We start from the raw sequence: 22,228 nt of genomic DNA, 5'->3' as shown, positions 1-22,228 counted from the left end.
GGATCCGCGCCGGGCCCTGGCGCCGCGTCTGACGGCGTCAGCTGGCCAGCTGGGCCTCCCAGCAGGGCGTCGGGGCCGAGGCAAGGTGGCGACGGCGCGCCGAGACCGCCTCGGCCAGCAGGGCAAGCAGGCTCAGGCTGTCATCCCAGCCGAGGCAGGCATCGGTGACCGACTGGCCATAGGTGAGGGCCCCCAGGGGGGCGGGAGCCTGAGCGCCCTCCACCAGGAAGCTCTCGACCATGACGGCGGCGATGGCCTGGCTGCCCTGGGCCAGCTGGTGGGCGAGGGATTCGGCGACCCTGAGTTGGTTCTTGTGCTGCTTCTGGCTGTTGCCGTGGCTGCAATCGACCATGAGCCGGGGTGCCAGCCCCTGGCCGCGCAGGCGCTGCGCCGCCGCGTCCACATCGGCCGCATGGTAATTGGGGCTGGTGCCGCCGCGAAGGATGATGTGACCTGTCCCATTGCCCTGGCTCTGGACCACCACCATGCCCCCTTCGCTGCCCGGCGTCGTGAACAGGTGGGGGGCCCGGCTCGCCTGGATGGCATCCAGGGCGACCCGGACATTGCCATCCGTGCCGTTCTTGAAACCGACCGGGCAGGGCAGGGCGGAGGCAAGCTGGCGATGAACCTGGGACTCTGTGGTGCGGGCGCCGATCGCTCCCCAGCTGATAAGGTCGGCGAGATAGAGGAAGCTGGTGGTGTCGAGAAACTCGGTGGCGGTGGCCAGGCCCAGCTCGCCAATGTCGATCAGCAGCTGGCGCGCCAGGCGCAGACCCAGGGCAAGATCATGGCTGCCATCCAGATGGGGATCGAACACCAGCCCTTTCCAGCCCACAGTGGTGCGCGGCTTCTCGAAGTAGGCCCGCATCACTATCTGCAGCCGATCCTGGTACTGGGCGGCCAGGGGGGCCAGGCGCCTGGCATAGTCGAGGGCCGCCCGGGGATCGTGCAGGGAGCAGGGGCCTATCACCACCAGCAGGCGGTCATCCTCCCCGCCCAGAATGTCGCTGGCCTGTTGTCGATGCTGTGCAATCCGGGCCTGCAACTGGGCAGGACAGGGTTGCTGTGCCAGCAGGTCTGCCGGGGTGGGGAGCGTCGTCACGGTAGCGGCGCGCATGACCGAATTCAAGACTGCCATCTGGATTACCTTGTGAGGGAATGGGGCGATGGGGCCGATGCCGTGGCGACATCCGTCGGTGGACGCTCCCATCGCAGTTATTGAGAGTGATTATCATTATCTTGTTTTGTCCGTGACTTGCAAGCACTAACGCGAAGGGCAGGAGAGGGGGGAGAGGCAAACGGCAAGGGCCCGGGCATGGCGACCACGGGCCCGGGCGGGGCAGGGGGAGATCAGCTGTCCATCACGTCGTGGCGGGCGTGGTGATAGGCCTCTTCATCCTTGCCATGGCGCCAGTAGGGGACGGCATAGACGCGGCTGCGATCCACTTCCAGGGTGCGTCTGACATGGCGGCGCATGGGAACCACCAGCCCCTCCTCGCCACCGAACCAGAAGTAGCTGTTGTCGCCGCTCATGGGCTGGCTGGTGAGATGGCTGATCAGGGGCTCTGTCTGCTCCGGGCTGCCGACAAACCAGCGCAGTTCGACCCCGGCCGGCAGCGGGATGTCCAGTATGTCTTGCTCATGGGGCACCAGCAGGGCTATGTGGCCCCTGGCCTGGGGCGCCATCACCTCCGCCATGGCGCAGATGGCGGGCAGGGAGGTGAGATCCCCCACCATGTAGTAGTGGTCGGCCGCCTGCAGCATGGGGTTGGGACCACCGGGACCCGAGATGGCGAGCCTGTCCCCCGGCTTGGCATTGAGGGCGAAGCGGCTGGCCGGCCCCGTCTCGCCATGGAGCGCGAAGTCGATATCCAGCTCCAGGGCCTCGGGGCGAAAGGCGCGAATGGTGAAGGTGCGCATGATGGGCCTCTGGCTCGGATCCTCCCAGCGTGGCCCCTGGGGCGTGGGGGTGGGCAGGACGGCATGGGCCTGGCCCGGCTGCGGCAGCATGATCTTGATGTGGGCGCCGCCACAGGTGAAGGGGTAGTCGGCAAGATCGGGGCCGGTCAGGCAGATGCGGCGCAGGTGAGGGGTGAGATCCTGAACCCGCTTGACGCTGAGCAGACGGGGACGATTGACGGGGGCGGGTTGGGACATGAAAGGACTCCTGACTGACGATGGTGGCCATTCTCCGATAAATGCAAATAATTATCAATTGCTGGCCCTGGATGGGTATTCATCCGATACCTGCCCATCATCCAGGCCACTGGCCTCCGTGACGGGAAAGCCTGAGTCACCTGCGGCCCTGACTGACGATGGCGGTCCCCGCTTCTTCGACAAATGAAAGTAATGAGCAATTGCCAGCTCTGGATGGGTATTCATCCGATACCTGCCCATCATCCAGGCCACTGGCCTCCGTGACGGGAAAGCCTCAGCCACCTGCGGCCCTGACTGACGATGGCGGTCCCCCTCCTCCGACAAATGAAAGTAATGATCAATTGCTAGCCCTGGATGGGTATTCATCCGATACCTGCCCATCATCCAGGCCATTGGCCTCCCGTGACGGGAAAGCCTCAGTCATCGGCTGTCGCAGCCCGGGGGCCGGAGCGGGGGCCACGCCCGCCCCCATGGGGTGGCAAGGTCCTGCACTCGAGGTGATACCCACATAAAGGCTCCAGTTTTGTCCCATGCAAATTCCATTGACCCGGGGATTTCAAAGCGAGTATTTTAGCGCCGCACGATAACGGACTGATAATAGTTATCATTTATAGTCTTATTCGATGGGTGTGAAATGGATACTCAAGTGATGGAAACCCGCGCGCCGCGTCAGGCTGCGACCCCCGACGTCCTGTTCACGTCGAACCAGGGAGAGATCCGGGCCAATGATCTGGGTCAGCCGATCCGAACGCCAGCCAGTGAATGGCCCTTGCTGGCACGGCAGATAGACGCGGCCATGGCGGCCGCCAGGGCCGCAGGCCAGGCCAATCCCCTGCTGATCGGCGCCTTCGCCTTCGATCCCGCCGAACCCTCCTGCCTCTATGTGCCCGGCCAGGTTGAGCGCAGCGAGCGCCGCCAGTGCGAACCCGGCCCCCAGGCCGCGAACCAGGCCATTTCGGTGCAGAGCACCCCGGCCGCCGCCGAATTTCAGGCCTCGGTGAGCGCCGCCCTGGATGCGTTCGCCCAGGGACGACTCGCCAAGGTGGTGCTGTCGCGCAAGCTGATCCTTACCCTGCACAAGCCCGCCGATCCCGAGCAGGTGCTGGCCCGGCTGATGACCCAGAACCCCCACGCCTTCCACTTCTCCCTGCCCCTGGATGGGACGCGTCGCCTGCTGGGCGCCAGCCCGGAGCTGCTGCTGCGGGTCAGCGGGGGAGAGGTGTTCACCCACCCCCTGGCGGGCTCGGCCAGACGGGCGAGCGAGCCTCAACAGGACGAAATGGTGGCCCGGGATCTGCTGGCCTCCCACAAGGATCAGCATGAGCACCGCCTGGTGATCGACGAGATCCGCCGGGTGCTGACCCCCCACTGCCGCGAGCTGGCCATTCCGGCCCATCCCTCCCTGATGAGCACGGATACCCTCTGGCATCTGGGTACCCCCATCGCCGGCCAGCTGCACGGCAGCGAGGCATCGGTGCTCTCCTTGGCCTGCCAGCTCCATCCCACCCCGGCCCTGTGCGGTTATCCCACGGATCTCGCGCGCCAGTTCATCCGCGAGCAGGAGCCCTTTCGGCGAGCCCTGTTCAGCGGCATCGTCGGCTGGTGCGACAGCCAGGGCAACGGCGAGTGGGCCGTGGTGATCCGCTGCGGCGTGCTCGATGGCCATCAGGTGGAGCTCTTTGCTGGCGCCGGGATCGTCGCGGGCTCGGATCCCGCCATGGAGTGGGCCGAGACCGGCACCAAGCTGGGCACCATGCTCAAGGCCCTTGGCCTGGATTTGGAGGTGGCGCAATGAGCCAACGTCAATGCCTGGGCTGGCCGAGCGGGCAGCCAAATCTGAAAGCCCTTGGCCTGAGTCCGGAGGTGGCGCAATGAGCGATAGCCGCCGTTTTCTGCCCTATACCCGCTGGCCAGCGGAACTGGCGAATCAATACCGTGCCAAGGGATACTGGCGCGGCGAGCCCCTGACCGCCATGCTGGCGCGTCAGTGCGAGCTGGCCCCCGATGCCGAGGCCATCCTCTGCGGCGAGCGCCGCTTCAGCTATCGGGAGCTGGACGCCGCCTCGAGCCGGCTGGCCGGGCGTCTGGCCCGCCACGGCCTGGGGGTGGGGGATACCGCCCTGGTGCAGCTCCCCAACGTGGCCGAGTTCTATCTGGTGTTCTTCGCCCTGCTCAAAGCCGGCATAGTGCCGGTCAATGCGCTCTTTAGCCACAACCGGCTGGAGTTGGTGTCCTACGCCGAGCAGATCAAGCCCCGCCTCTTTATCGGCTCGCTCGCCCATGGCCTGTTCGCCAGCGGGGAGCGCCACAGTGACCTGTTGCGCGTCATCGGCGCCGAACTGGTGCTGCTGGATGGGGACGCGGGAGAGCTGGGGCTGGCTCACTGGCTGAGTGATCTGGCCAGGAGCGAGGCGTTGGCACTCCCCGCCCATGGCCCGACTCCGGCGGACGAGGTGGCCTTCTTCCAGCTCTCCGGTGGCAGCACCGGCACCCCCAAGCTCATCCCCCGCACCCACGACGATTACCTGTACAGCGTGCGCCGCAGCAACGAAATTTGCGGCCTCGACCCCCATACCCGCTATCTGTGCGCCCTGCCGGCGCCCCACAACTTCCCCCTGAGCTCCCCCGGGGCGCTCGGTGTATTCGAGGCGGGCGGCACTGTGGTGCTCGCCCCCGACCCCAGCCCCATCAGCTGTTTCCCGCTGATCGCCCGCCACCGGGTCAACCTCACCTCGCTGGTGCCGCCGGCGGTCTCCCTCTGGCTGCAGGCCGCCGAAGCGGATCCCACTGCGCGCACTCAGCTCGAGAGTCTCGACTTGCTGCAAGTGGGCGGCGCCAAGCTGGGGGAAGCTGTGGCCAGCAAGATTGGGCCGCTGCTCGGCTGCCGGTTGCAGCAGGTGTTCGGCATGGCGGAGGGGCTGGTCAACTACACCCGGCTCTCTGATCCCGACGAGAAAATCATTCACACCCAGGGTCGCCCCATGAGCCCGGACGACGAGGTGCGCATCCTCGATGAGGCGGGCAACCCGGTCGCCCCCGGCGAGCCTGGCGCCCTGCACACCCGAGGCCCCTATACCTTCCGTGGCTACTACCAGAGCCCGGCCCACAACGCCCGGGTGTTCGATGCCGAGGGCTTCTACTGCTCTGGCGACCTGGTGGTACAGGATGCCGATGGTTACCTGACGGTGGTCGGGCGGCAGAAGGATCAGATCAACCGGGGCGGCGAGAAGATCGCGGCGGAGGAGGTGGAAAACCAGCTGCTGCACCACCCGGCCATCACCCATGCGGCCCTGGTCTCCATGCCCGACAGCGCCATGGGTGAGAAGAGCTGCGCCTTTATCGTCAGCACGGATCCCGCCTTGAAGCCGCTGGCCTTGCGCAAGTTTCTGCGCGAGCGCGGGGTGGCGGACTTCAAGCTGCCCGACCGTTTCGAAACCCTGGACGCCCTGCCCATGACGGCGGTGGGCAAGATTGACAAGCAGGGGCTGCGGGCGCGCATTGCGCACGCCATCGCCGCCAACCAGCCCCTGACAACAGCATAAAACTAAAAAAGGAATCATGACGTTATGGCTATCCCAACCCTGAACAACTACGCCATGCCCAGCCAGTGGAAGGCCAACAAGGTCAACTGGTCTCTGGATCCCAAGCGCGCCGCCCTGCTGATCCACGACATGCAGGAGTACTTCACCGCCTTCTATGGTGAAAACAGCCCGCTGATCGCGGCGCTCACCGAGCGCCTGGCCGCCGTGCGCAAGCAGTGCAAGGCCCTCGGCATTCCGGTCTTCTACACCGCCCAGCCCAAGGAGCAATCCCCCGAAGATCGCGCCCTGCTCAACGACATGTGGGGCCCGGGGCTCAACAAGCGGCCCGAGCAGCAGCAGGTGGTGGCAGCACTGCGCCCGGAGTCTGACGACACCGTGCTGGTCAAGTGGCGCTACAGCGCCTTCCAGCGCTCCGAGCTCGAGCAGATGCTCAAAGCGCTGGGGCGGGATCAGCTGATCATCGGCGGGATCTACGGCCATATCGGCTGCATGATGACCGCCTGCGACGCCTTCATGCGCGACATCCAGCCCTTCTTCCTGGCGGACGGGGTGGCAGACTTCTCCCTGGCCGATCACCAGATGGCGCTGGACTACGTGGCAACCCGCTGCGGCAAGGTGATCCGCTGCGAGGAGGTGCTGGCCCTTGCACCGGCTTCTGCTTCTGCCGCCCAGAGCAATCCGCTCCTGACCAATCCGTTGCTGACGTATGAGGGGCTCAAGGCGCGGCTGCTGAGCCATATCGACGAGGACGAGGGGGAATTTGACCCCGACGAGAACCTCATCGACTACGGTCTGGATTCGGTGCGGATCATGGCCCTGCTCACCGAGTGGCGCGCCGCCGGGGTGGAGCTGGGCTTCGTGGATCTCGCCAAGCTGCCGACCCTCAACGGCTGGTGGCGCCTCATCGAGGCCAAGCTGGCTGCCCAGGCGCTGGAGGTGACCCCATGAACCGCTTCCCCTTGACCATCCCCCAGCAGGGGCTCTGGTCCGGACATCTGTTAAACGACGACAAGGCGATGTTCAACACCGCCGAGTGCATCGCCTTCGATGGCAAGGTCGAGGCGGCCGTGCTGGTCGCAGCCCTTGCCAAGGCGGTGGGGGAGTGCGAGGCGCTCAAGGGCCACTTCGAAGACGATAAGGAGACGGTCTGCTTCGTCCCGGCCGAGCTGCCCCTGGCCTATGAAGAGGTCTCCCTTGAGCGCGATGACGAGACGCTGGCTCGCGCCTGGGCTTGGGCCGATCTGCGCCGCCCGTTCGAGTTGACCCAAGAGGCGCCCTGTCGCTTCGCCCTGCTGCGCGGCCCCGGCCGCGATTACCTCTACAGCTGCGTGCACCACATCGCCCTCGACGGCTTTGGCACCACCTTGCTGTTCCAGCGCATCGCCGAGCTGTATGCAGAGGGGCTGGCCGGTGAGATGAACTCCCCATCGCCTTTTGGCTCGTTGGCGGAGGTGTTGGCCGAAGAGGCGAGCCGCGAGCAGAGTGGCAAGAACGCTGCCGCCCGCGCCTTCTGGCAGGAGCAGTTGCAAGGCTGGCCTGAAGTTAAATCCTTTGGCGAGACCCGTGCCCCCATCGCCGCTGAATTTATCCGCGAGAGCCGTCCGCTGCCGGCGGCGCTCTGGCAATCCCTGACCGGCTTTGCCGACGAGCACAAGCTGGGCTGGCCCGATCTGCTGCTGGCCGGCCTCTCTGCCCAGCTGTCGCTGTCGAGCGGCCAGGGCCAGACTCTGCTCGGCCTGATGATGATGAACCGCATCGGCTCGGCATCGTTGACCGTGCCCTGCATGCAGATGAACATCACCCCCCTTGCTCTGGAGCTCGAAGAGGGGCTGAGTCTGGCGGAGGCCGCCGGCGCCGTGGCCAAGGCCAAGCGCGGGGTGCGCAAGCACCAGCACTACCGCTACGAGCTGCTGCGCCGCGACCTTGGCCTGGTGGGGGGCGACAAGCGCCTGTTCGGCCCGCTGGTCAACATCATGCCGTTCGATCACGCTCGCCGTTTCGGGCCGCTATCTGCCCATATTCTCAACATCAGCGCCGGCCCGGTGGAGGATCTCACCATCGAGGTGCAGGTCGGCGTCGATGGCCAGCCCAGACTGGATCTGGACGCCAACCCCGGCTGCTACTGTCAGGCGGATCTGGCGGCCATCGCCGATACCCTGTTTGCCCTGCTGGGACGCTGGCTGGCCGAGCCTGCCCAGACCCTGGGGACGCTCAAGGCCGACTGGCTGGCCGAGCAGCGAGCCAGCGCCCTGATCGCCGGCCCCGCCCATGAAGCTCTCCAGGTGCGTCCTGTGTTGGAGGCGCTCTGCCACTTCGCCGCCCAGACCCCGGACAAGATTGCCTTGATTCAGAGCACGGCGCAGGGAGAGGTTCGCTTTAGCTACGAGGCGCTGCTGGCCAGAGCCGAACAGATGGCGGCCGCCCTGCAGGCCGAAGGCGTCGCCCCCGGCGACAAGGTGGGGGTCATGCTGGCCCGCACCCCCCAGGCCATCTTCGCCCAGCTGGCGGTGCTGCTGGTGGGTGCCGTCTACGTGCCGCTCGACCCCGAGCAGCCGCTGGAGCGTCAGGGCCATATCCTGCGGCTGGGGGAGGTCAAGACCCTGATCACCCAGGCCGAGTACCGTCACAAGCTGGCCAGCCTGTTTGAGGGGCGCACTCTGCTGGCGGGGGATCTGGTGAGTGGCGATCGGCTCAACCAGCCGGCCGCCGGCCGCGCCGTCGCCTATCTGATGTTCACCTCGGGCTCGACCGGTCTGCCCAAGGGGGTGGCAGTGAGCCACGGCGCGCTGGATCACTTCGCCGCCGCCGCCCGCTGCCGTTATCACCTGGATGAAAGTGCGCGGATGCTGCAATTCGCCCCCTTCAACTTCGACGCCAGCATCGAGGAGGTGTTCGCTACCTTGAGCGCCGGCGCCACCCTGGTGCTGCGCACCGACGCCCTGCTCGAATCCATGCCCGCCTTTGCGGCCGGGGTGGCGCAGATGGGGGTCACCCACCTCGACCTGCCCACCGCGTTCTGGAACGAATGGGTGGTGGCGCTGACGGCGGGTCAGGCCCACATTCCTGCCAATCTGGCCACCGTCATCATCGGTGGCGAGGCGGTCTACCCCGAGCAGCTGGCCCAGTGGCAGCGCCAGGGCCGCTCCGATGTGCGCCTGTTCAACACCTACGGCCCCACCGAAACGACCGTGGTGGTGACCACCCAGGAGCTGCAACAGGAGGACCCGAGCCAGGCCCAGTTGCCCATCGGCCTGCCGCTGCCCGGCATGCAGGCGCTCATTCTGGGGGCAGGGGAGCAACCCGCCAACGAGGGGGAGCTGGTGCTGCTCGGCCCGCAGCTGGCCAATGGCTATGTGGGGGGCGTGCAAGGGAGCTTTGGCACCCTGCGGGTTGGCGCGGAGCTGATGCCCGTCTATCGCACCGGCGATCGGGTGCGCTTGGTGGCTGGCCGGCTGGTCTACCTCGGCCGGCGCGACAACGAATTCAAGATAAGCGGCTATCGCATCCAGCCCGGCGAGGTGGAAGCCCAGCTGCTGGCCCTGCCGGGGGTGGACGAGGCCTGCGTGCAGGGGGTGAACATCGGCAGCGTGCGCCGGCTGGTGGCCTTCGTGGCGGGGCCGGAGCGCGACAGCCGGGTCATCAAGGCGCAGCTGGCCAGGGTGCTGCCTGCCGCCATGATCCCCACCGACTATCGCCACTATGACCAGTTGCCCCGCACCGGCTCCAACAAGCTGGATCGCAAGGCCCTGCTGGCCGCCTACCAGGCGGGCGGCGAAGCCCTGACCCTGGGCAGCGAAACCGAGAACCGGGTCGGCGCTATCTGGCAGCAGATCCTGGGGCTGGCCACCATGGCGCCCACCGACAACTTCTTCGAACTGGGGGGCCAGTCCCTGCAGACCATCCAGATCGTCAACCGGCTCGGCGCCGAGTTCGGGGTGCAGGTCAAGGTCTCCGACGTGTTCGATCACCCGCGCCTCGACGACTTCTGCCGTTTCCTCGACGGCCTGCTTTCCGAAGACGAAGAGAGCGTGGAGATGGTGTGGTGATGAGCAAGATGACGAAGGATCAGCAAAAAATGGCGTTTGATTTCACTGGCAAGCGGGTCTGGGTGACCGGGGCCGGGCGCGGCATCGGCCGCGAGGTGGCAATGCAGTTCGTGGCGGCCGGCGCGGCCGTGGTGGGGCTGGATCTGGCGTTTCCCGAAGCCGACTACCCCTATGCCACCCGGCTGCTCGATATTGGCGACTCGAAGGCGGTCAACGCCTGCTGCGCAGCACTGCTGGCGGAAGGCGGGCTGGATGTGCTGGTGAACGGGGCCGGGGTGCTGCGCCTCGGCCCCACCGAAACCTTAAGCGATGACGACTGGCATGACTGCATGACGGTCAACGCCAGCGGCGTCTTCTATTTGCTGCGGGCCCTGGTGCCCCACTTCAAGGAGCAGCAGCGCGGTGCCATCGTCACCATCGGCTCCAACGCCGCCCATGTGCCGCGCATGCAGATGGCGGCCTATTGCGCCTCCAAGGCGGCGGTCACCAGCCTGACCCAGACGGTGGGGCTGGAGCTGGCCCCCTTCGGCGTGCGCGCCAACCTGGTGTCGCCGGGCTCGACGGATACCCCCATGCTGCGCGGCATGCTGCCAAGCGAGGAGGCCATGGCCCGCACCATCGCCGGGTTGCCGGAGCAGTTCAAGCTCGGCATCCCCCTGCGCAAGGTAGCCACCCCGGCGGAGATCGCCCATACCGTCCTCTTCCTGGCCTCGGATCTGGCCAGCCACATCACGCTGCAGGATCTGGTCGTCGACGGCGGCGCCACCCTGAGTGCCTGAGGCTTGAGAAACAGATGAACAATATGATTTTGCTGTTGAAACAGCTGGAACGGCAGGGAGTGAAGCTTGCGCTGAACGACAAGGGCCAGCTTATCTCCCAGTCGAGCAAGGAGGCGGTGACGCCGGCCATCGGTGCCACCATCAAGGCCCACAAGGATGAGCTGGTGCGCTGCCTGGCGGCCCGTGCCGCCTTCGAAGAACCTATCGCCGCCGAGGGCGCCCGGCAGGGGCCGCTCTCCTCGTCCCAGAGCGGGCTCTGGTTTATCGAGCAGTACGAGGAGGCCTCCCACCTCTACAACATGCCGGTCTATTTTCGCGTCAAGGGAGAGCTGGACACGGCGGCGCTGGAGTTTGCCTTCGACCACCTGTTTGCCCGCCACCCCAGCATGCGTACCCGCTTCATCAAGGACGAGGCGGGCAGGGGGGCCCAGGAGATCCTGCCCCACACGCCCTTCAAACTGCAGATTGAGGACGTGAGCGCAGAGCCCATTGCCGAGCGCGAGGCCTATGTGGCCCGCCGGGTGCGCGAGGAGATTGGCCGCCCCTTCTCCCTGACCCAGGGGGATCTGAGCCGGGTGCACCTGATCCGGCTCGGCAGCCGCGAGCACGTGCTGCTGATCACCCAGCACCACATCATTTCCGACGGCTGGTCGGTCAAGAACATGTTCGCGGATCTCAAGCGCGCCTTTCTTGCCCATCAGAACCGCGAGCCTCTGCAGGTAAGCGAGCTGCCCCTCACCTACATCGACTATGCCCGCTGGTTCAACTCGCCGCGTTTTCTCGATTATCACGCCGAGTTCAAACCGTTCTGGGTCGACCGGCTCGGTGGCAGCCCCGAGGTGCACGGTCTGCCGCTCGACAAGCCGCGCCCGGCCCATCAGGACAGCGGCGGCGAGCTGGTCTTCTCCACCATCGACAACGCGCTGTGGGAGAGCTTCAAGCGCCTCTGCCAGCGCCACAGCACCTCCAACTTCATCGGCCTGCACGCCCTGTTTGCCCTGCTGATGGTGCGCCAGAGCGGTGAGAAGGAGGTGGTGATCGGCACCCCGCTCGCCTATCGCGAGCGCCACGAGATCGAATCCTTGGTGGGCTTTTTCGTCAATACCCTGGTACTGCGCACTCAACTCAGCGGCAAGCCCAGCTTTGTCGACTATCTGCAGCAGTGCCGGGAGGAGGATCTGGCGGCCTTCGATCACCAGCTCTACCGTTTCGAGGCGCTGGCCGAGGCCATCGGCGCCGATCGCACCACCGCCATCAACCCCATCTTCCAGATCATGCTGGTCTATCAGGCCAAGGTGGACTTCAACGATCTCATCCCCGGCTGCCAGCTGGTGGAGGAGACCTCGCCTGTGCTGCCGGCCAAGACCGACATCTCGGTCAAGGTGACCGAGCTGATGGACTCTGTCCGGGTAGACTGGCTGTTCGCCACCGCCCTGTTCGAGCGAGAGACCATCCAGGCCTACGCCGATCGCCTGCTGCACCTGATGCGCGCCGTGGTGGCGGCCCCCGAGACCGAGATCTGGCAACTGCCGCTGGAGGCGGGCACCGACCAGGCGGCGCTGGCCGCCGAGCTTGCCGACTTGCCGCCGGACTACCCGAGCCGTGACACCCTGCTCTGCCATATCGAGCGGCGGGCTATTCAGTTGCCGGACGCGCTGGCGGTGAGTGACGGTGCGCAATCGTTGACCTATGGCGAGCTGGAGGTGCGTGCCAACCGACTGGCCCACTGGCTGCAATCCTGCGGCATTACCCCGGGCGCCGCCATCGGCATCCAGGCCAGACGCGATGTCGCCTTCGTCATCGCCCTGCTCGCCTGCTGGAAGGCGGGGGCGGCCTATGTGCCGCTGGATCCTGCCTATCCCGCCGAGCGACTGGCCCATATCCTGAGCGACGCCAGTATTGCACTGGTGCTTGGGGGAGAGCCGGACCCGCGGCTTGCCGAGGCCATCAAGGGCACGACGGCCGAATATCACGATCTGCACGGGCTGGCGCTGGACAAGATGCCAACCAGCACGCCCGCACTGCCTCGGGACGCCGCCATGCTGGCCCAGATCATCTACACCTCCGGCAGCACCGGCCTGCCCAAGGGGGTCATGGTGGAGCAGGGCAGCCTGGTCAACCTGATGGCGGATCACGGTGAGCGCATCGCCCTTGGGAAGGGGGGGGCCATGTTCAACTGCATGTCCCTCTCGTTTGATGCCGGCAACATGACCGCCTTGCTGCCCCTGTACTGCGGCGCGGCCCTGCACTTTGGCGAGCCGGGCGAGGGGGTGATCAGTGCCGCGATCGCTTGTGGCGCCAGCCATATGATTTTGCCGACCGCCCTGCTCGCGAACCTGTTGCCACCGGCGGATCTCGGCTCCCTCAAGGCCATCGGTTTTGGCGGCGAGGCGTGCCCGAGCAGCCTGGTGGAGCGCTGGGGAGAGCGGGTGGCGCTGTTCAACATGTACGGCCCGACCGAGTGCACCGTCACCGCGCTCTGCGCGCGGCTCACCCCGGGGGAGCCCATCACCATTGGTCGACCGGTCAACCACCTGAAGGCGCTGATCCTGGACGAGGCAGGCAACCTCTGCCCGGTGGGGGTCCCAGGCGAGCTCTGCCTGGCAGGGCTGGGGCTGGCCCGCGGCTACCTCAATCTGCCACAGCGTACCCAGGAGGCCTTTATCGAGCTGGCCTTTGATGCAACGAATGAGGAACGCACATATCGCCTCTATCGCACCGGCGATCGGGCCCTGCTGCGCCGCGACGGCAACATCCAGTATCTGGGCCGGATAGACGAGCAGATCAAGCTGCGCGGCTATCGTATCGAGCCGGGGGAGATAGAGACCCGGCTTGCCGAATTGTGCCCGGCCATTCGCCAGATCAAGGTGGTGGTGCAGGAGGGGCGCCTGCTGGCGTATGCCTGTCTGCAGGCCGGGGCAAGGGAGCCCGACGGCGACGCCCTGCTGCAGCGGGCCGGTGAGTGCCTGCCCGAATACATGGTGCCGGCGCGCCTCTGCTGGCTGCCCGAGATGCCGCTCACCCCCAACGGCAAGCTGGATTTGCGCCGCCTGCCCGCCATCGTCTGGCAGCAGAGCAAGGGCGAGCCGCAAAACGAACTGGAGCAGACCGTACTCGCCATCTGGCAAGGGGTGCTCAAGCAACCGCTCGGGGTGGAGGATGACTTCTTCCGCTTAGGCGGTGACTCCATCCTCAGCATCCAGCTCACCACCCGGTTGCGGGATGCAGGGCTGCACTGCAGCGTGAAGGACGTGTTCGAAGCCAAGACGGTGCGCCGCCTCTGCCGCCAGCTCGGCCAGCAACAGGCGGTCAGCCACAGGAGCGAGCAGGGCAGCCTGACCGGCGAGTTCCCGCTCCATCCCATCCAGCACTGGTTCTTCGAGCAGGGCTTTGCCAAATCCGGTCACTGGAACCAGGGGGTGATCCTGCGCCTGCCGGCCGGGGTGGACGATGAGGACCTGCGCGGCTGGCTGAATGCCCTGCGCCAGCACCACGATGCCCTGCGCCTGGCGGTGACCCCGACTGGCCAGCGCTACCTGGCCGAACTGCCATTGCCGCCGCTGCCGACCCTGGATGCCGCCAATCTCGATGAGGCCGAGCTGCAAGCCCGCCTGACCGAGCTGCAGGGAAGTCTCGACCCTGCCAGCGGCCACACTTTGGCCTGGGCCCGCCTGCGCAATCTCTCTCTGGAAGGTGAGCGGGAGGGCGAGCGCGAGACGGTGGAGGGGCTCTTCCTCGCCTTCCATCACCTGGTCATCGATGCGGTCTCCTGGCGCATCCTGGCCGAGGATCTGGCCCGGGTGAGCAGGGGTGAGCCGCTGCCCGCCAAGGGCAGCAGCTATCGCCAGTGGGGCGAGGGGCTCGCGGCCTACGCCAAACGGGAAGAGGATCAGCTTGGCTTCTGGCTGGCTCAGGGGGAAGGCAGCCAGGGTCACCTGCTGATCGCTGCGCGCGCCACCGATGGCCGCGCCGCCGCCAGCCTGCTGCAGCTGAGTCAGGAGACCACAGCCCGTCTTATCGACACCGCCAACCAGGCCTACTTCACCCGGGTGCCCGACCTGCTGCTGGCGGCACTGACCCGTACCCTGAGCGAGCAGGGTTACGGCAGCCGTCACTGCGTGATGCTGGAAGGACACGGCCGTGAGGTCATCGATGCGGAACTCGACGTGAGCCGTACCCTGGGTTGGTTCACCAGCACCTACCCGCTGGCGCTGGCGGATGCCAAGGAGTGGGATTCGCTGGTCTGCGCCACCAAGGAGCAGCTGCGCGCCGTGCCGGACAAGGGGGTGGGCTTCAACGCCCTGCGGCTGCACCATCCCCGTGGGCAGGAGTTACCGCAAGCCCTGGTTGTCTTCAACTATCTGGGGGTCAGCCATCAGGGGGAGGCCGCTCAGCCCTGGCAGCCCCTGCCGCTGGCGCCGGGGGCTCCCTCTTCGCCGGACAACCTGCCGCGCGAGCTCATCAGCCTGCACGGGGGCGTGTTTGATGGCCGCCTCACCCTGCGCCAGGTGGGCGCCCTCAACCAGCAAGGGAGCGACGCCCTGATGGCGCGGCTGGTGGACAACCTGACGGCGCTGGTGGAGCACTGCTGCACCGTGAAGGCTCCGCGCCACACCCCGAGCGACTTCCCGGGGCTGGGTCTCTCCCAGTCTGCGCTGGACCAGGTGCTGGCCGGGCGCGAGGTGGAGACCCTGCTGCCCATGACCTCGCTTCAGCAGAGCATGTTCCATCACAGGGCGCTGGTGCCCGGTGACACGGCCTATCACCTGCAGACCGAGATCGACTATCACCAGCCGCTGGACGTGGCGGTTTACCGTCAGGCCTGGCAGGGGCAGATCGCCCGCTGGCCGGCCCTTCGCAGCGAACTGGTGCTGGCGGACGGGGTGGCGCTGCAGCGCATCATGAAGCGCGCCGAGCTGCCATTCCACTATGAGGACTTGTCCGAGGTGGCAAATGCAGAGGCACGGATCCAGGCCTATCGCCAGCAGGATCTGGCCCGCCCGATCCCGCTGGAGCAGGCGCCCCTGCTGCGCCTTGCCTGCTTCAAACTGGCCCCCGATCACCACAAGGTTGTCTTCAGCGCCCATCACGGCGTGCTGGATGGTTGGAGCGGCCCAGTGTTGCTGGGGGCGTTGCATCGCGCCTATCAATCTCTCATGAACGGTTTGTTGCCCCAGGGCGAGCCGGATACCGCCTGGCTCGAATTTGGCCGCCATATCGCCAGTCAAGCCTTCAGCGCCGACGCCTACTGGCAGGGGCGGGAGGAGCTGCTAACAAAACCTAACGATCTCGCCTGCCTGTTCGGGGTGACCCTGGACGCTCGCTCAAGCGGGCGCCATACCCAGCAGCGACCGGCGGTGTGCGCCACGGCGCTGCCGACCGAGGTAGCGACCTTGCTCGCGCGCCGTGCCCGTGACCTTGGTGTGACAGCTGGCCTGTTGGCCCAATATGCCTGGCACCGTCTGCTGGCACGCCGCTCTGGCGATGCCGTCACCCTGGTGGGGAACGTGACCCCGGGCCGGGATTACCCCATCGAGGGGATCACCGCGAGCGTCGGGCTCTATATCAACAGCCTGCCGTTGGCGCTGGCGTGGCGCACCGAGCTGACCCTGGCCCAGCATATCGCCCGGTTGCAGACCGACCTGATGGCCCTCAACGAGCACGGCACCCAGTCGCTGGCGGCACTGACGAAAGGGCGGGCGCGTCTGTTCCAGAGTCTGTTCGTGTTCGAGAACTACCCCATGCCGGCGGCCCCTGCCGTCCCCGAGCCCCATCAGCTGGTGCCGCGCTTTGGCGCCGTGGTGGAGAAGGTGGAGCTTCCTCTGTCGCTCGTGGTCAGCAGCCGGGGCGAGACGCTCCAGCTGCGCCTCGAGTTCGACGGGGATCAGATCCCCGAGGCCCGGGCCGAGGCGGTGCTGGCTGCCTGGCTGGCCGAGCTCGACTGGCTGGCGCAGGCGGATCTGAACCAGCCAGCCAGAGTGGCGGCGGCACAGCCCCCGGCGCAAGGGGCAGCCACACCATCGTCTGTCACACAAGTGGCCGCCACCAGGGCTGAGCCCGGCCTGGCTCAGCCACCGGCCGAGGCCCGCGTGCTGGTGGCCCTGTGGGAGCGCCAGTGCGGCATGCCCGGCATCTGGCAGCAGACCTTGATGGATCTGGGGGTGGATTCGGTGCAGCAGCTCGCCCTGCTGGCGGCCCTCAACGAGGCATTCGCACAGGATCGGGCGCCGCTCACCCTGCAGACCCTCAAGGCCCATCCATCCCCCAGCCGGCTCTATGGGCACTGGCTGGTGCGCCAAACGGAGGCCGCGCTATGACGGTGACCATCAGCCATGAGGTCCAACTCGTGCAGACCCGCCCCGCCCCCCGTGAGGGGGCGGTCAATCTGGGCACGCGGCTGGCCGCCTGTCTGGCCGCCACGCCGCTCGCCCCCGCCATCCGCTTGGGCGAGGCGGGCTCCGGTGAGGGCGGATCAGATGCGCAGTGGCTCAGCTATGGCGCCCTCAATGCAAGGGTCGGCCAGATTGCCGCCCGATTGCAGGGGCTGGCGGTAGGGGAGCGGGTTGGCCTCTATCTCTCCCGCAGCCCGGATCTGGTGGCCAGCCTGCTGGCCTGCCTGCGCCTTGGCCTCACCTTCGTGCCCCTTGAGCCGGATTTTCCCCTGGCGCGGTTGCAGGGGATCGCCCGTCAGGCGCGCCTGTCAGCGGTGATCTGCGACGGCAACAGGCCGGCTCCCGCCTTCGGCTGTCCGCTGCGCACCCTCGATGGGCCGGCAGCGGCAGGGCCCGTTTCCTGGCCCCAGGTGGATGACGCCCTGGCCGCCTACATGATGTTCACCTCGGGCTCCACCGGCGAGCCCAAGGGGGTGGTCATCAGCCGGCGGGCCCTGCTCTGCTTCCTCGACGGGATCCGCGAGCGGCTCGGGCTCTCACCCAGCTGCCACTGGCTCTTCATCACCACCCCGGCCTTCGACATCTCCCTGCTGGAGATGCTGGGGCCGCTCTGGGGCGGGGGCCGGCTGACGGTGGCGGGCGGCGAGCACAACAAGGACCCCCTGGGGATGCTGGCGCTGCTGGCGGCGGATCCCACCATCAACGTCCTGCAGGCCACCCCGGCCTGCTGGCGCATGCTGCTCAAGGCCGGCTGGCAGGGGAGCAATTCCCTCACCGCCCTGTGCGGTGGCGAGGCGCTGGATATGGGGCTGGCCGAACAGCTCTGCGTCCGCACCCGGCGACTGTGGAACTGCTACGGGCCCACCGAGGCCACCGTCTGGTCCCTGGTGAGCGAGGTGCGCTGGCCACCGACTGATGGCCAGATCATCATCAGCCACAGCCTGCCCGGCTATCGGCACTGGGTGCTGGACGAAGGGGGGCAGCCGGTGCAGGAAGGGGAGTGCGGCGAGCTCTGTATCGAGAGCCCGGCCCTGTGCGAGGGATACTGGCGCAAGCCTGCCTTGACCAGCGCCGCCTTCCTGCGCCTTGCCACCCATCGCCTCTATCGCACCGGGGATAGGGTGCGCCTCCTTGGGGCGGACCGCTTCCTCTATCTGGGGCGGCGCGATGATCAGGTCAAGCTGCGGGGCTTTCGCATCGAGCTCGGCGAGGTGGAGGCGGGGCTGCGCCGCCAGGTCGGGGTGCAGGAGGCGGCGGTGCGCCTGGTGGGCGAGGGGGACGAGGCCATGCTGGTGGGCTATGTGGAGGCGAAAAGCGGGGTGACCCTCAACCGGCTCGCCCTGCGCAAGGGGTTGCAGGCGACGCTGCCCCACTACATGGTGCCGGCGCGGCTTATCCTGCTGGATGCCCTGCCCAAGACCGGCAGCGGCAAACTGGATAGAAAGGCGCTGCCTTTGCCGGAATAGGTGCCGCGCAGTAGATAAAAAGAAGCCCGCACATGCGGGCTTCTTTGTGGGCGCCAATCAGGCGGGCTTATTGGGTGATGGGGGCCGCATCGGGTTTGGCGAGCAGGCGCTCGACGTCGTCGATCACCTCGAGGGCCGCCTGGGGGCCGCCGGTGGAGGTCCAGAGAGACCCGTCCACGGCGCCGAAGCGCTTGCCCTTGATGGCGGTCAGCTGCTGGAAGGCCGGGGTCTGCTCGGCCTGCTTCATGGCATCCACCGCATCGCCGCTGGTGCTCAGGGTGCCGATCACCAGCCAGTCACCGTCCAGCAGGTTGAGGGACTCGAGGCTCAGGGCCGGGGAGTGGGGTGTCTTGTCGCCGATCTGATGGGCAGGGCGAGCCAGCCCCATCTCGGTGACCACGCTGCTGGCGAAGGTGCCGCCGTGCATGTAGCTGGGTCCCTTGGGGTTCCAGCGCACTATGCTCACCTGCTCCCCCTGGTGGCTGGCGAGCTTGCTGCGGGCCTCGGCCAGGCGGGCGTCATAGCGGGCGAGGAAGGCCTTGGCTTCGGCCTCACGGTTCATCGCGTTGGCGCTGCGCTCGAAGATGGTCTTCCAGGATTCACCCCAGTGGCCGGTGACGACTGTGGGGGCTATCTCCTTGAGCAGGGCCAGCAGCTCTGGCTTGGTCTGGCCGGTGAGGATGAGATCCGGTTCGAGGTCTATCAGCTTCTCCAGGTTGGGGTTGTCCAGATCGCCGACCACGGCGATCTCCTTGCCCGCCTTGTCCAGCAGATAGCGGGGCAGGGTGGGTTGACCGCGACCGTTGACGGTGCCGACCGGCTGCACCCCCAGGGTCAGGGCGCTGTCGAGATCGATCTCGCTCAACACCAGGACCCGCTTGGGTTGGGCGGGCACCGCCAGTGTCTTGCCGTCGGCATCGGTCACCTGACGGGTCTCGGTGTCGGCCTTGGCCTGGAAGCCGACCAGGCTGGCCAGCATCAGCACGGCGGCCAGGGGAGAAGCGATCTTCATCTGTTACATCCTTCTTGGTGAAATCGGGGGAGACAGGGCCCCAAACGGGCGGAAACATGCTACCACAAAGCCAAGTGATAACAATTGTCATTTGTGTTTCTCGCCTCGCGGGGGGAGGATTTGCTACCATGGCTCCTTCCTGGCAAGGAGCCTGCTATGCCCGCTTTCCCCTCAGACCCCGGTTTCATCCTCCATGTCGACAGCCTGCCGCTGCCGGGGTCCCGTCCTCTGTCCCTGCACCGGGTCTGTTTCAATCCCGCCGCCTTTACCCCAGGTTGCGTCGAGGCCCATGGCATGGCGCTGCCCGCCAGCCTAGAGCGGGCGGCCCCCAAGCGGCTGGGGGAGTTTCTGGCGGGGCGCCTCGCGGCCCGTGAGGCCCTGCGTCCCTTCGGCCTTGCGGGGAGCACTGTGGCCATCGGAGCGGCCCGGGAGCCCCTCTGGCCCGCGGGAATGGAGGGGAGCATCAGCCACAGTGTGCTGGCGGGGCAGGGGCTGGCCCTGTGCGGGGTGCGCCCCACCAAGGGGGGGATGGGGCTGGATCTGGAGGCCTGGCTGGGGCCGGAGCAGGGGAGTCAGCTCTGGCCCGGTATCGTCGATGAGGATGAGTGGGGGCGACTGGCGACCGGTGCCCGCGCCGTTGGTCTGAGCAGGGCGGAGGGACTCACCTTGGTGTTCTCCGCCAAGGAGAGCCTGTTCAAGGCGCTCCACCCCAGGGTGGGGCGCTATTTTGATTTTCTTGATGCCCGCTGGCTCACCATGACGGCCCAGACCCTCACCCTCGAGCTGAAGGCCCCCCTGACGCCGACCCTGCCCGCCGGTTGGCGTGCCACACTGCACTGGCAGCCGCTGCCGGGAGGCGTGCTCACCACCTTGTTGTTGTGAGCGGCGCCCGGGCTCTCGCGCCCAGCCACTGCCCAGACAAAGAAACCGCCATCAGGCGGTTTCTTGCTATCCATCTCAGGCCGACTGCTTGCTCGCCGCCCTGTCCTGGCGCCGGCGCGGCACTATGATGGGGGCACCGTCGCCCGGGGCATGCAGTATGTCCACGTCTGTCTGGTAGAGGCGGTCGATGAGGGGCTTGGTCACCACCTCCCGGGCCGGCCCCATGGCCTGGATGCCCCCCTCGCCGATGGCGATCAGTTCGTCGCAGTAGCGGGCGGCGGTGGCGAGATCGTGGATGACGATCAGCACCGTCTTGCCCTCGGCGGTGATCTGGTGGATGGCTTCCATCACCTCGGTCTGGTGGCCTATGTCCAGGGCGCTGGTGGGTTCGTCCAGCAGTATGATGTCCGCATCCTGGGCCAGCACCATGGCGAGCCAGACCCGCTGGGCCTGGCCACCGGACAGCGAACTGGCGCTCTGCTGCAATATCTCCCCGAGCTGCATCCGCTCGCAGGCCCAGCGCACCATGCGGGCGTCCTCCTGGCTCCACTGATTGAACCAGCCCTGATGGGGGTGGCGGCCATACTGCACCAGCTGCTCGACCTGGATGCCGGCGGGCACCAGGGGGCGCTGGGGCAGGTAGGCGAGCTCCCGGGCCAGGGCCTTCTTGTCATAGCTGCCAAGGGGCCTGCCCTTGAGCAGTATCTCGCCGCCCTGGGGCAGCTCCTGGCCCGCCAGCAGTTTGAGCAGGGTGGACTTGCCGCCGCCGTTGGGGCCGACGATCCCCACCAGCTTGCCCTGGGGAATGGTGACGTTGATGTCCTTGAAGACGGGCTTTTGCTGATAGCCGAAGTGAAGGCGGTTAACGGTGAGCGTCATCAGTCGGTTCTCTGTCTGTCTTTGATGAGAAGGAACAGCAGCAGTATGCCGCCAAGAATACGGGTCATGATGCCGGTGGCCACCTCGTGGGGGCTGGCCAGCACCCGCACCAGGGTGTCGCTGGCCAGCAGCAGCAGGGCGCCGCACAGGGCCGCAATCCAGAGCGGCACTATGCGATCCCGGCTGAGCCAGGAGGCGAGGATGGGGGCCGCCATGGCGATGAAGACCACGGGGCCGCCGATGGCGGTGCCAAGGGCCGCGACCATGATGGCCTGGGCCAGCACCCCGATCTGCACCCGGTTCACATTGATCCCCAGGCTCTGGGCGGTGACGGATCCCAGGCGCAGCACGCCGAGGGCGCGGGAGAGGTAGACGACCCAGGGGCAGATGAGCAGGATCAGTATCCCCACCGGCAGCACAGTGCCATAGCCCTGGCCGACGAAGTTGCCCATGTTCCAGAGATAGAGGCTGGTGAGGTGCACCAGGGACTGGGTGGACATCACGAACTGGCCGAGGGCGCTCATCAGCTCGGAGACGCCGATGCCGATCACCACGAACAGATAACCCTGCTCCCCCGGCTTGTTGCACAGGGCATAGAGCACGGCGGCGGCAAACAGGGCGCCGAGCGGCGCGGCCCACCAGGGCCAGGTGCCCAGGGTCAGGTAGAGGGAGAAGATGATGATGGCCAAGGAGGCCCCCTCGTTGACCCCTATCATGTCCGGGGTGGCGAGGCGGTTGCGAATGAGGGTCTGCACCAGGCAGCCGGAGAGGCCCATGGCGGCGCCGGCCACCAGTACCGCCAGGATGCGCGGCAGCCGGATCTTGAAGACGGTCACCTGGTCGAGCCGGCTCCCCTCGCCAAGCAGTGTCTGTATGACCCCCATCATGGTGATCTTGCCGGAGCCCAGGGTGAGGGCCAGCAGGGAGAGCAGTCCCAGCGCCAGCACCAGCGCCAGGGTGACGAGCCAGGCACGGCGATCCAGCAGCAATGCGCCTCCCCCCAGCCGCAGGGAGAAGGTGCCGGAGGGGAGGGAAAGCGGGGTCTTGTTCATGGAATTTCTCATCAGGCAGGG

At 66.9% G+C, this 22,228-nt stretch carries 13 protein-coding genes; 8 read left to right on the top strand and 5 right to left on the bottom strand.

Annotated features, from left to right (window positions below; translation table 11 throughout):
• Positions 1-37: 37 nt before the first annotated feature.
• Together ACEUCR_RS05815 and ACEUCR_RS05810 are read right to left on the bottom strand one after the other, a co-directional pair.
• Complete coding sequence (locus ACEUCR_RS05815; RefSeq protein WP_408788734.1) at positions 38-1,138, bottom strand: 3-deoxy-7-phosphoheptulonate synthase; 1,101 nt, start codon at positions 1,136-1,138, stop codon at positions 38-40.
• Positions 1,139-1,350: 212 nt separating this feature from the next.
• On the bottom strand, positions 1,351-2,157 hold the full coding sequence (locus ACEUCR_RS05810) for a siderophore-interacting protein (RefSeq protein WP_041995857.1): 807 nt from the start codon (positions 2,155-2,157) through the stop codon (positions 1,351-1,353).
• A gap of 634 nt (positions 2,158-2,791) precedes the next feature.
• Between ACEUCR_RS05810 and ACEUCR_RS05805 the strand changes: the two genes are divergently transcribed.
• The 7 genes from ACEUCR_RS05805 (at position 2,792) to amoH (ending at position 18,382) form a co-directional block, all read left to right on the top strand.
• On the top strand, positions 2,792-3,952 hold the full coding sequence (locus ACEUCR_RS05805) for an isochorismate synthase (protein ID WP_408788732.1): 1,161 nt from the start codon (positions 2,792-2,794) through the stop codon (positions 3,950-3,952).
• 76 nt (positions 3,953-4,028) lie between these two features.
• Positions 4,029-5,699, top strand: a complete 1,671-nt coding sequence (locus ACEUCR_RS05800) for a (2,3-dihydroxybenzoyl)adenylate synthase (protein ID WP_408788729.1) — start codon at positions 4,029-4,031, stop codon at positions 5,697-5,699.
• 24 nt (positions 5,700-5,723) lie between these two features.
• Positions 5,724-6,647, top strand: a complete 924-nt coding sequence (gene amoB, locus ACEUCR_RS05795) for an amonabactin biosynthesis bifunctional protein AmoB (RefSeq protein ID WP_408788727.1) — start codon at positions 5,724-5,726, stop codon at positions 6,645-6,647.
• Positions 6,644-9,745 (top strand): amonabactin biosynthesis non-ribosomal peptide synthetase AmoF, encoded by a 3,102-nt coding sequence (gene amoF, locus ACEUCR_RS05790; RefSeq protein WP_408788724.1) that lies wholly within the window; start codon positions 6,644-6,646, stop codon positions 9,743-9,745. Before amoB ends, amoF begins: the two co-directional genes overlap by 4 nt.
• 29 nt (positions 9,746-9,774) lie before the next feature.
• The gene (gene amoA, locus ACEUCR_RS05785) at positions 9,775-10,524 is read left to right on the top strand and encodes an amonabactin biosynthesis protein AmoA (protein ID WP_282464647.1); all 750 of its coding nucleotides are present in this window, start codon (positions 9,775-9,777) and stop codon (positions 10,522-10,524) included.
• A gap of 14 nt (positions 10,525-10,538) precedes the next feature.
• Positions 10,539-16,841 (top strand): amonabactin biosynthesis non-ribosomal peptide synthetase AmoG, encoded by a 6,303-nt coding sequence (gene amoG, locus ACEUCR_RS05780; RefSeq protein WP_408788722.1) that lies wholly within the window; start codon positions 10,539-10,541, stop codon positions 16,839-16,841.
• Entirely contained in the window at positions 16,838-18,382 is a 1,545-nt protein-coding gene (amoH, locus tag ACEUCR_RS05775) for an amonabactin biosynthesis glycine adenylation protein AmoH (protein WP_408788719.1), read from the top strand. Before amoG ends, amoH begins: the two co-directional genes overlap by 4 nt.
• A 67-nt stretch (positions 18,383-18,449) precedes the next feature.
• On the opposite strand, the gene ACEUCR_RS05770 is transcribed toward amoH, so the two are convergent.
• Positions 18,450-19,394 carry an ABC transporter substrate-binding protein gene (locus ACEUCR_RS05770; protein ID WP_408788716.1) on the bottom strand — a complete coding sequence of 315 codons (945 nt, stop codon included), beginning with the start codon at positions 19,392-19,394 and terminating at the stop codon, positions 18,450-18,452.
• A 156-nt stretch (positions 19,395-19,550) separates the two neighbouring features.
• On the opposite strand from ACEUCR_RS05770, the gene ACEUCR_RS05765 reads away from it, so the two are divergent.
• On the top strand, positions 19,551-20,276 hold the full coding sequence (locus ACEUCR_RS05765) for a 4'-phosphopantetheinyl transferase family protein (RefSeq protein WP_408788713.1): 726 nt from the start codon (positions 19,551-19,553) through the stop codon (positions 20,274-20,276).
• 75 nt (positions 20,277-20,351) lie between these two features.
• Here the strand turns inward: ACEUCR_RS05765 and ACEUCR_RS05760 are convergent, their stop codons facing one another.
• Positions 20,352-21,155, bottom strand: coding sequence for an amonabactin ABC transporter ATP-binding protein (locus ACEUCR_RS05760; protein ID WP_408788710.1), 804 nt, complete (start codon positions 21,153-21,155; stop codon positions 20,352-20,354).
• Positions 21,155-22,207, bottom strand: coding sequence for an amonabactin ABC transporter permease subunit 1 (locus ACEUCR_RS05755; RefSeq protein WP_408788707.1), 1,053 nt, complete (start codon positions 22,205-22,207; stop codon positions 21,155-21,157). Before ACEUCR_RS05755 ends, ACEUCR_RS05760 begins: the two co-directional genes overlap by 1 nt.
• Positions 22,208-22,228 lie beyond the last annotated feature (21 nt).

It is taken from the genome of Aeromonas bivalvium, assembly GCF_046078285.1.
GTDB lineage: Bacteria > Pseudomonadota > Gammaproteobacteria > Enterobacterales > Aeromonadaceae > Aeromonas > Aeromonas bivalvium.
This window is presented reverse-complemented; position numbering and strand designations above follow the sequence as displayed.

What these genes read in the sequence shown, in the direction of transcription:
- ACEUCR_RS05815 (WP_408788734.1), bottom strand. Translation starts at nt 1,138, where the DNA reads ATGGCAGTCTTGAATTCGGTCATGCGCGCCGCTACCGTGACGACGCTC.
- ACEUCR_RS05810 (WP_041995857.1), bottom strand. Translation starts at nt 2,157, where the DNA reads ATGTCCCAACCCGCCCCCGTCAATCGTCCCCGTCTGCTCAGCGTCAAG.
- ACEUCR_RS05805 (WP_408788732.1), top strand. Translation starts at nt 2,792, where the DNA reads ATGGATACTCAAGTGATGGAAACCCGCGCGCCGCGTCAGGCTGCGACC.
- ACEUCR_RS05800 (WP_408788729.1), top strand. Translation starts at nt 4,029, where the DNA reads ATGAGCGATAGCCGCCGTTTTCTGCCCTATACCCGCTGGCCAGCGGAA.
- amoB (WP_408788727.1), top strand. Translation starts at nt 5,724, where the DNA reads ATGGCTATCCCAACCCTGAACAACTACGCCATGCCCAGCCAGTGGAAG.
- amoF (WP_408788724.1), top strand. Translation starts at nt 6,644, where the DNA reads ATGAACCGCTTCCCCTTGACCATCCCCCAGCAGGGGCTCTGGTCCGGA.
- amoA (WP_282464647.1), top strand. Translation starts at nt 9,775, where the DNA reads ATGGCGTTTGATTTCACTGGCAAGCGGGTCTGGGTGACCGGGGCCGGG.
- amoG (WP_408788722.1), top strand. Translation starts at nt 10,539, where the DNA reads ATGAACAATATGATTTTGCTGTTGAAACAGCTGGAACGGCAGGGAGTG.
- amoH (WP_408788719.1), top strand. Translation starts at nt 16,838, where the DNA reads ATGACGGTGACCATCAGCCATGAGGTCCAACTCGTGCAGACCCGCCCC.
- ACEUCR_RS05770 (WP_408788716.1), bottom strand. Translation starts at nt 19,394, where the DNA reads ATGAAGATCGCTTCTCCCCTGGCCGCCGTGCTGATGCTGGCCAGCCTG.
- ACEUCR_RS05765 (WP_408788713.1), top strand. Translation starts at nt 19,551, where the DNA reads ATGCCCGCTTTCCCCTCAGACCCCGGTTTCATCCTCCATGTCGACAGC.
- ACEUCR_RS05760 (WP_408788710.1), bottom strand. Translation starts at nt 21,155, where the DNA reads ATGACGCTCACCGTTAACCGCCTTCACTTCGGCTATCAGCAAAAGCCC.
- ACEUCR_RS05755 (WP_408788707.1), bottom strand. Translation starts at nt 22,207, where the DNA reads ATGAACAAGACCCCGCTTTCCCTCCCCTCCGGCACCTTCTCCCTGCGG.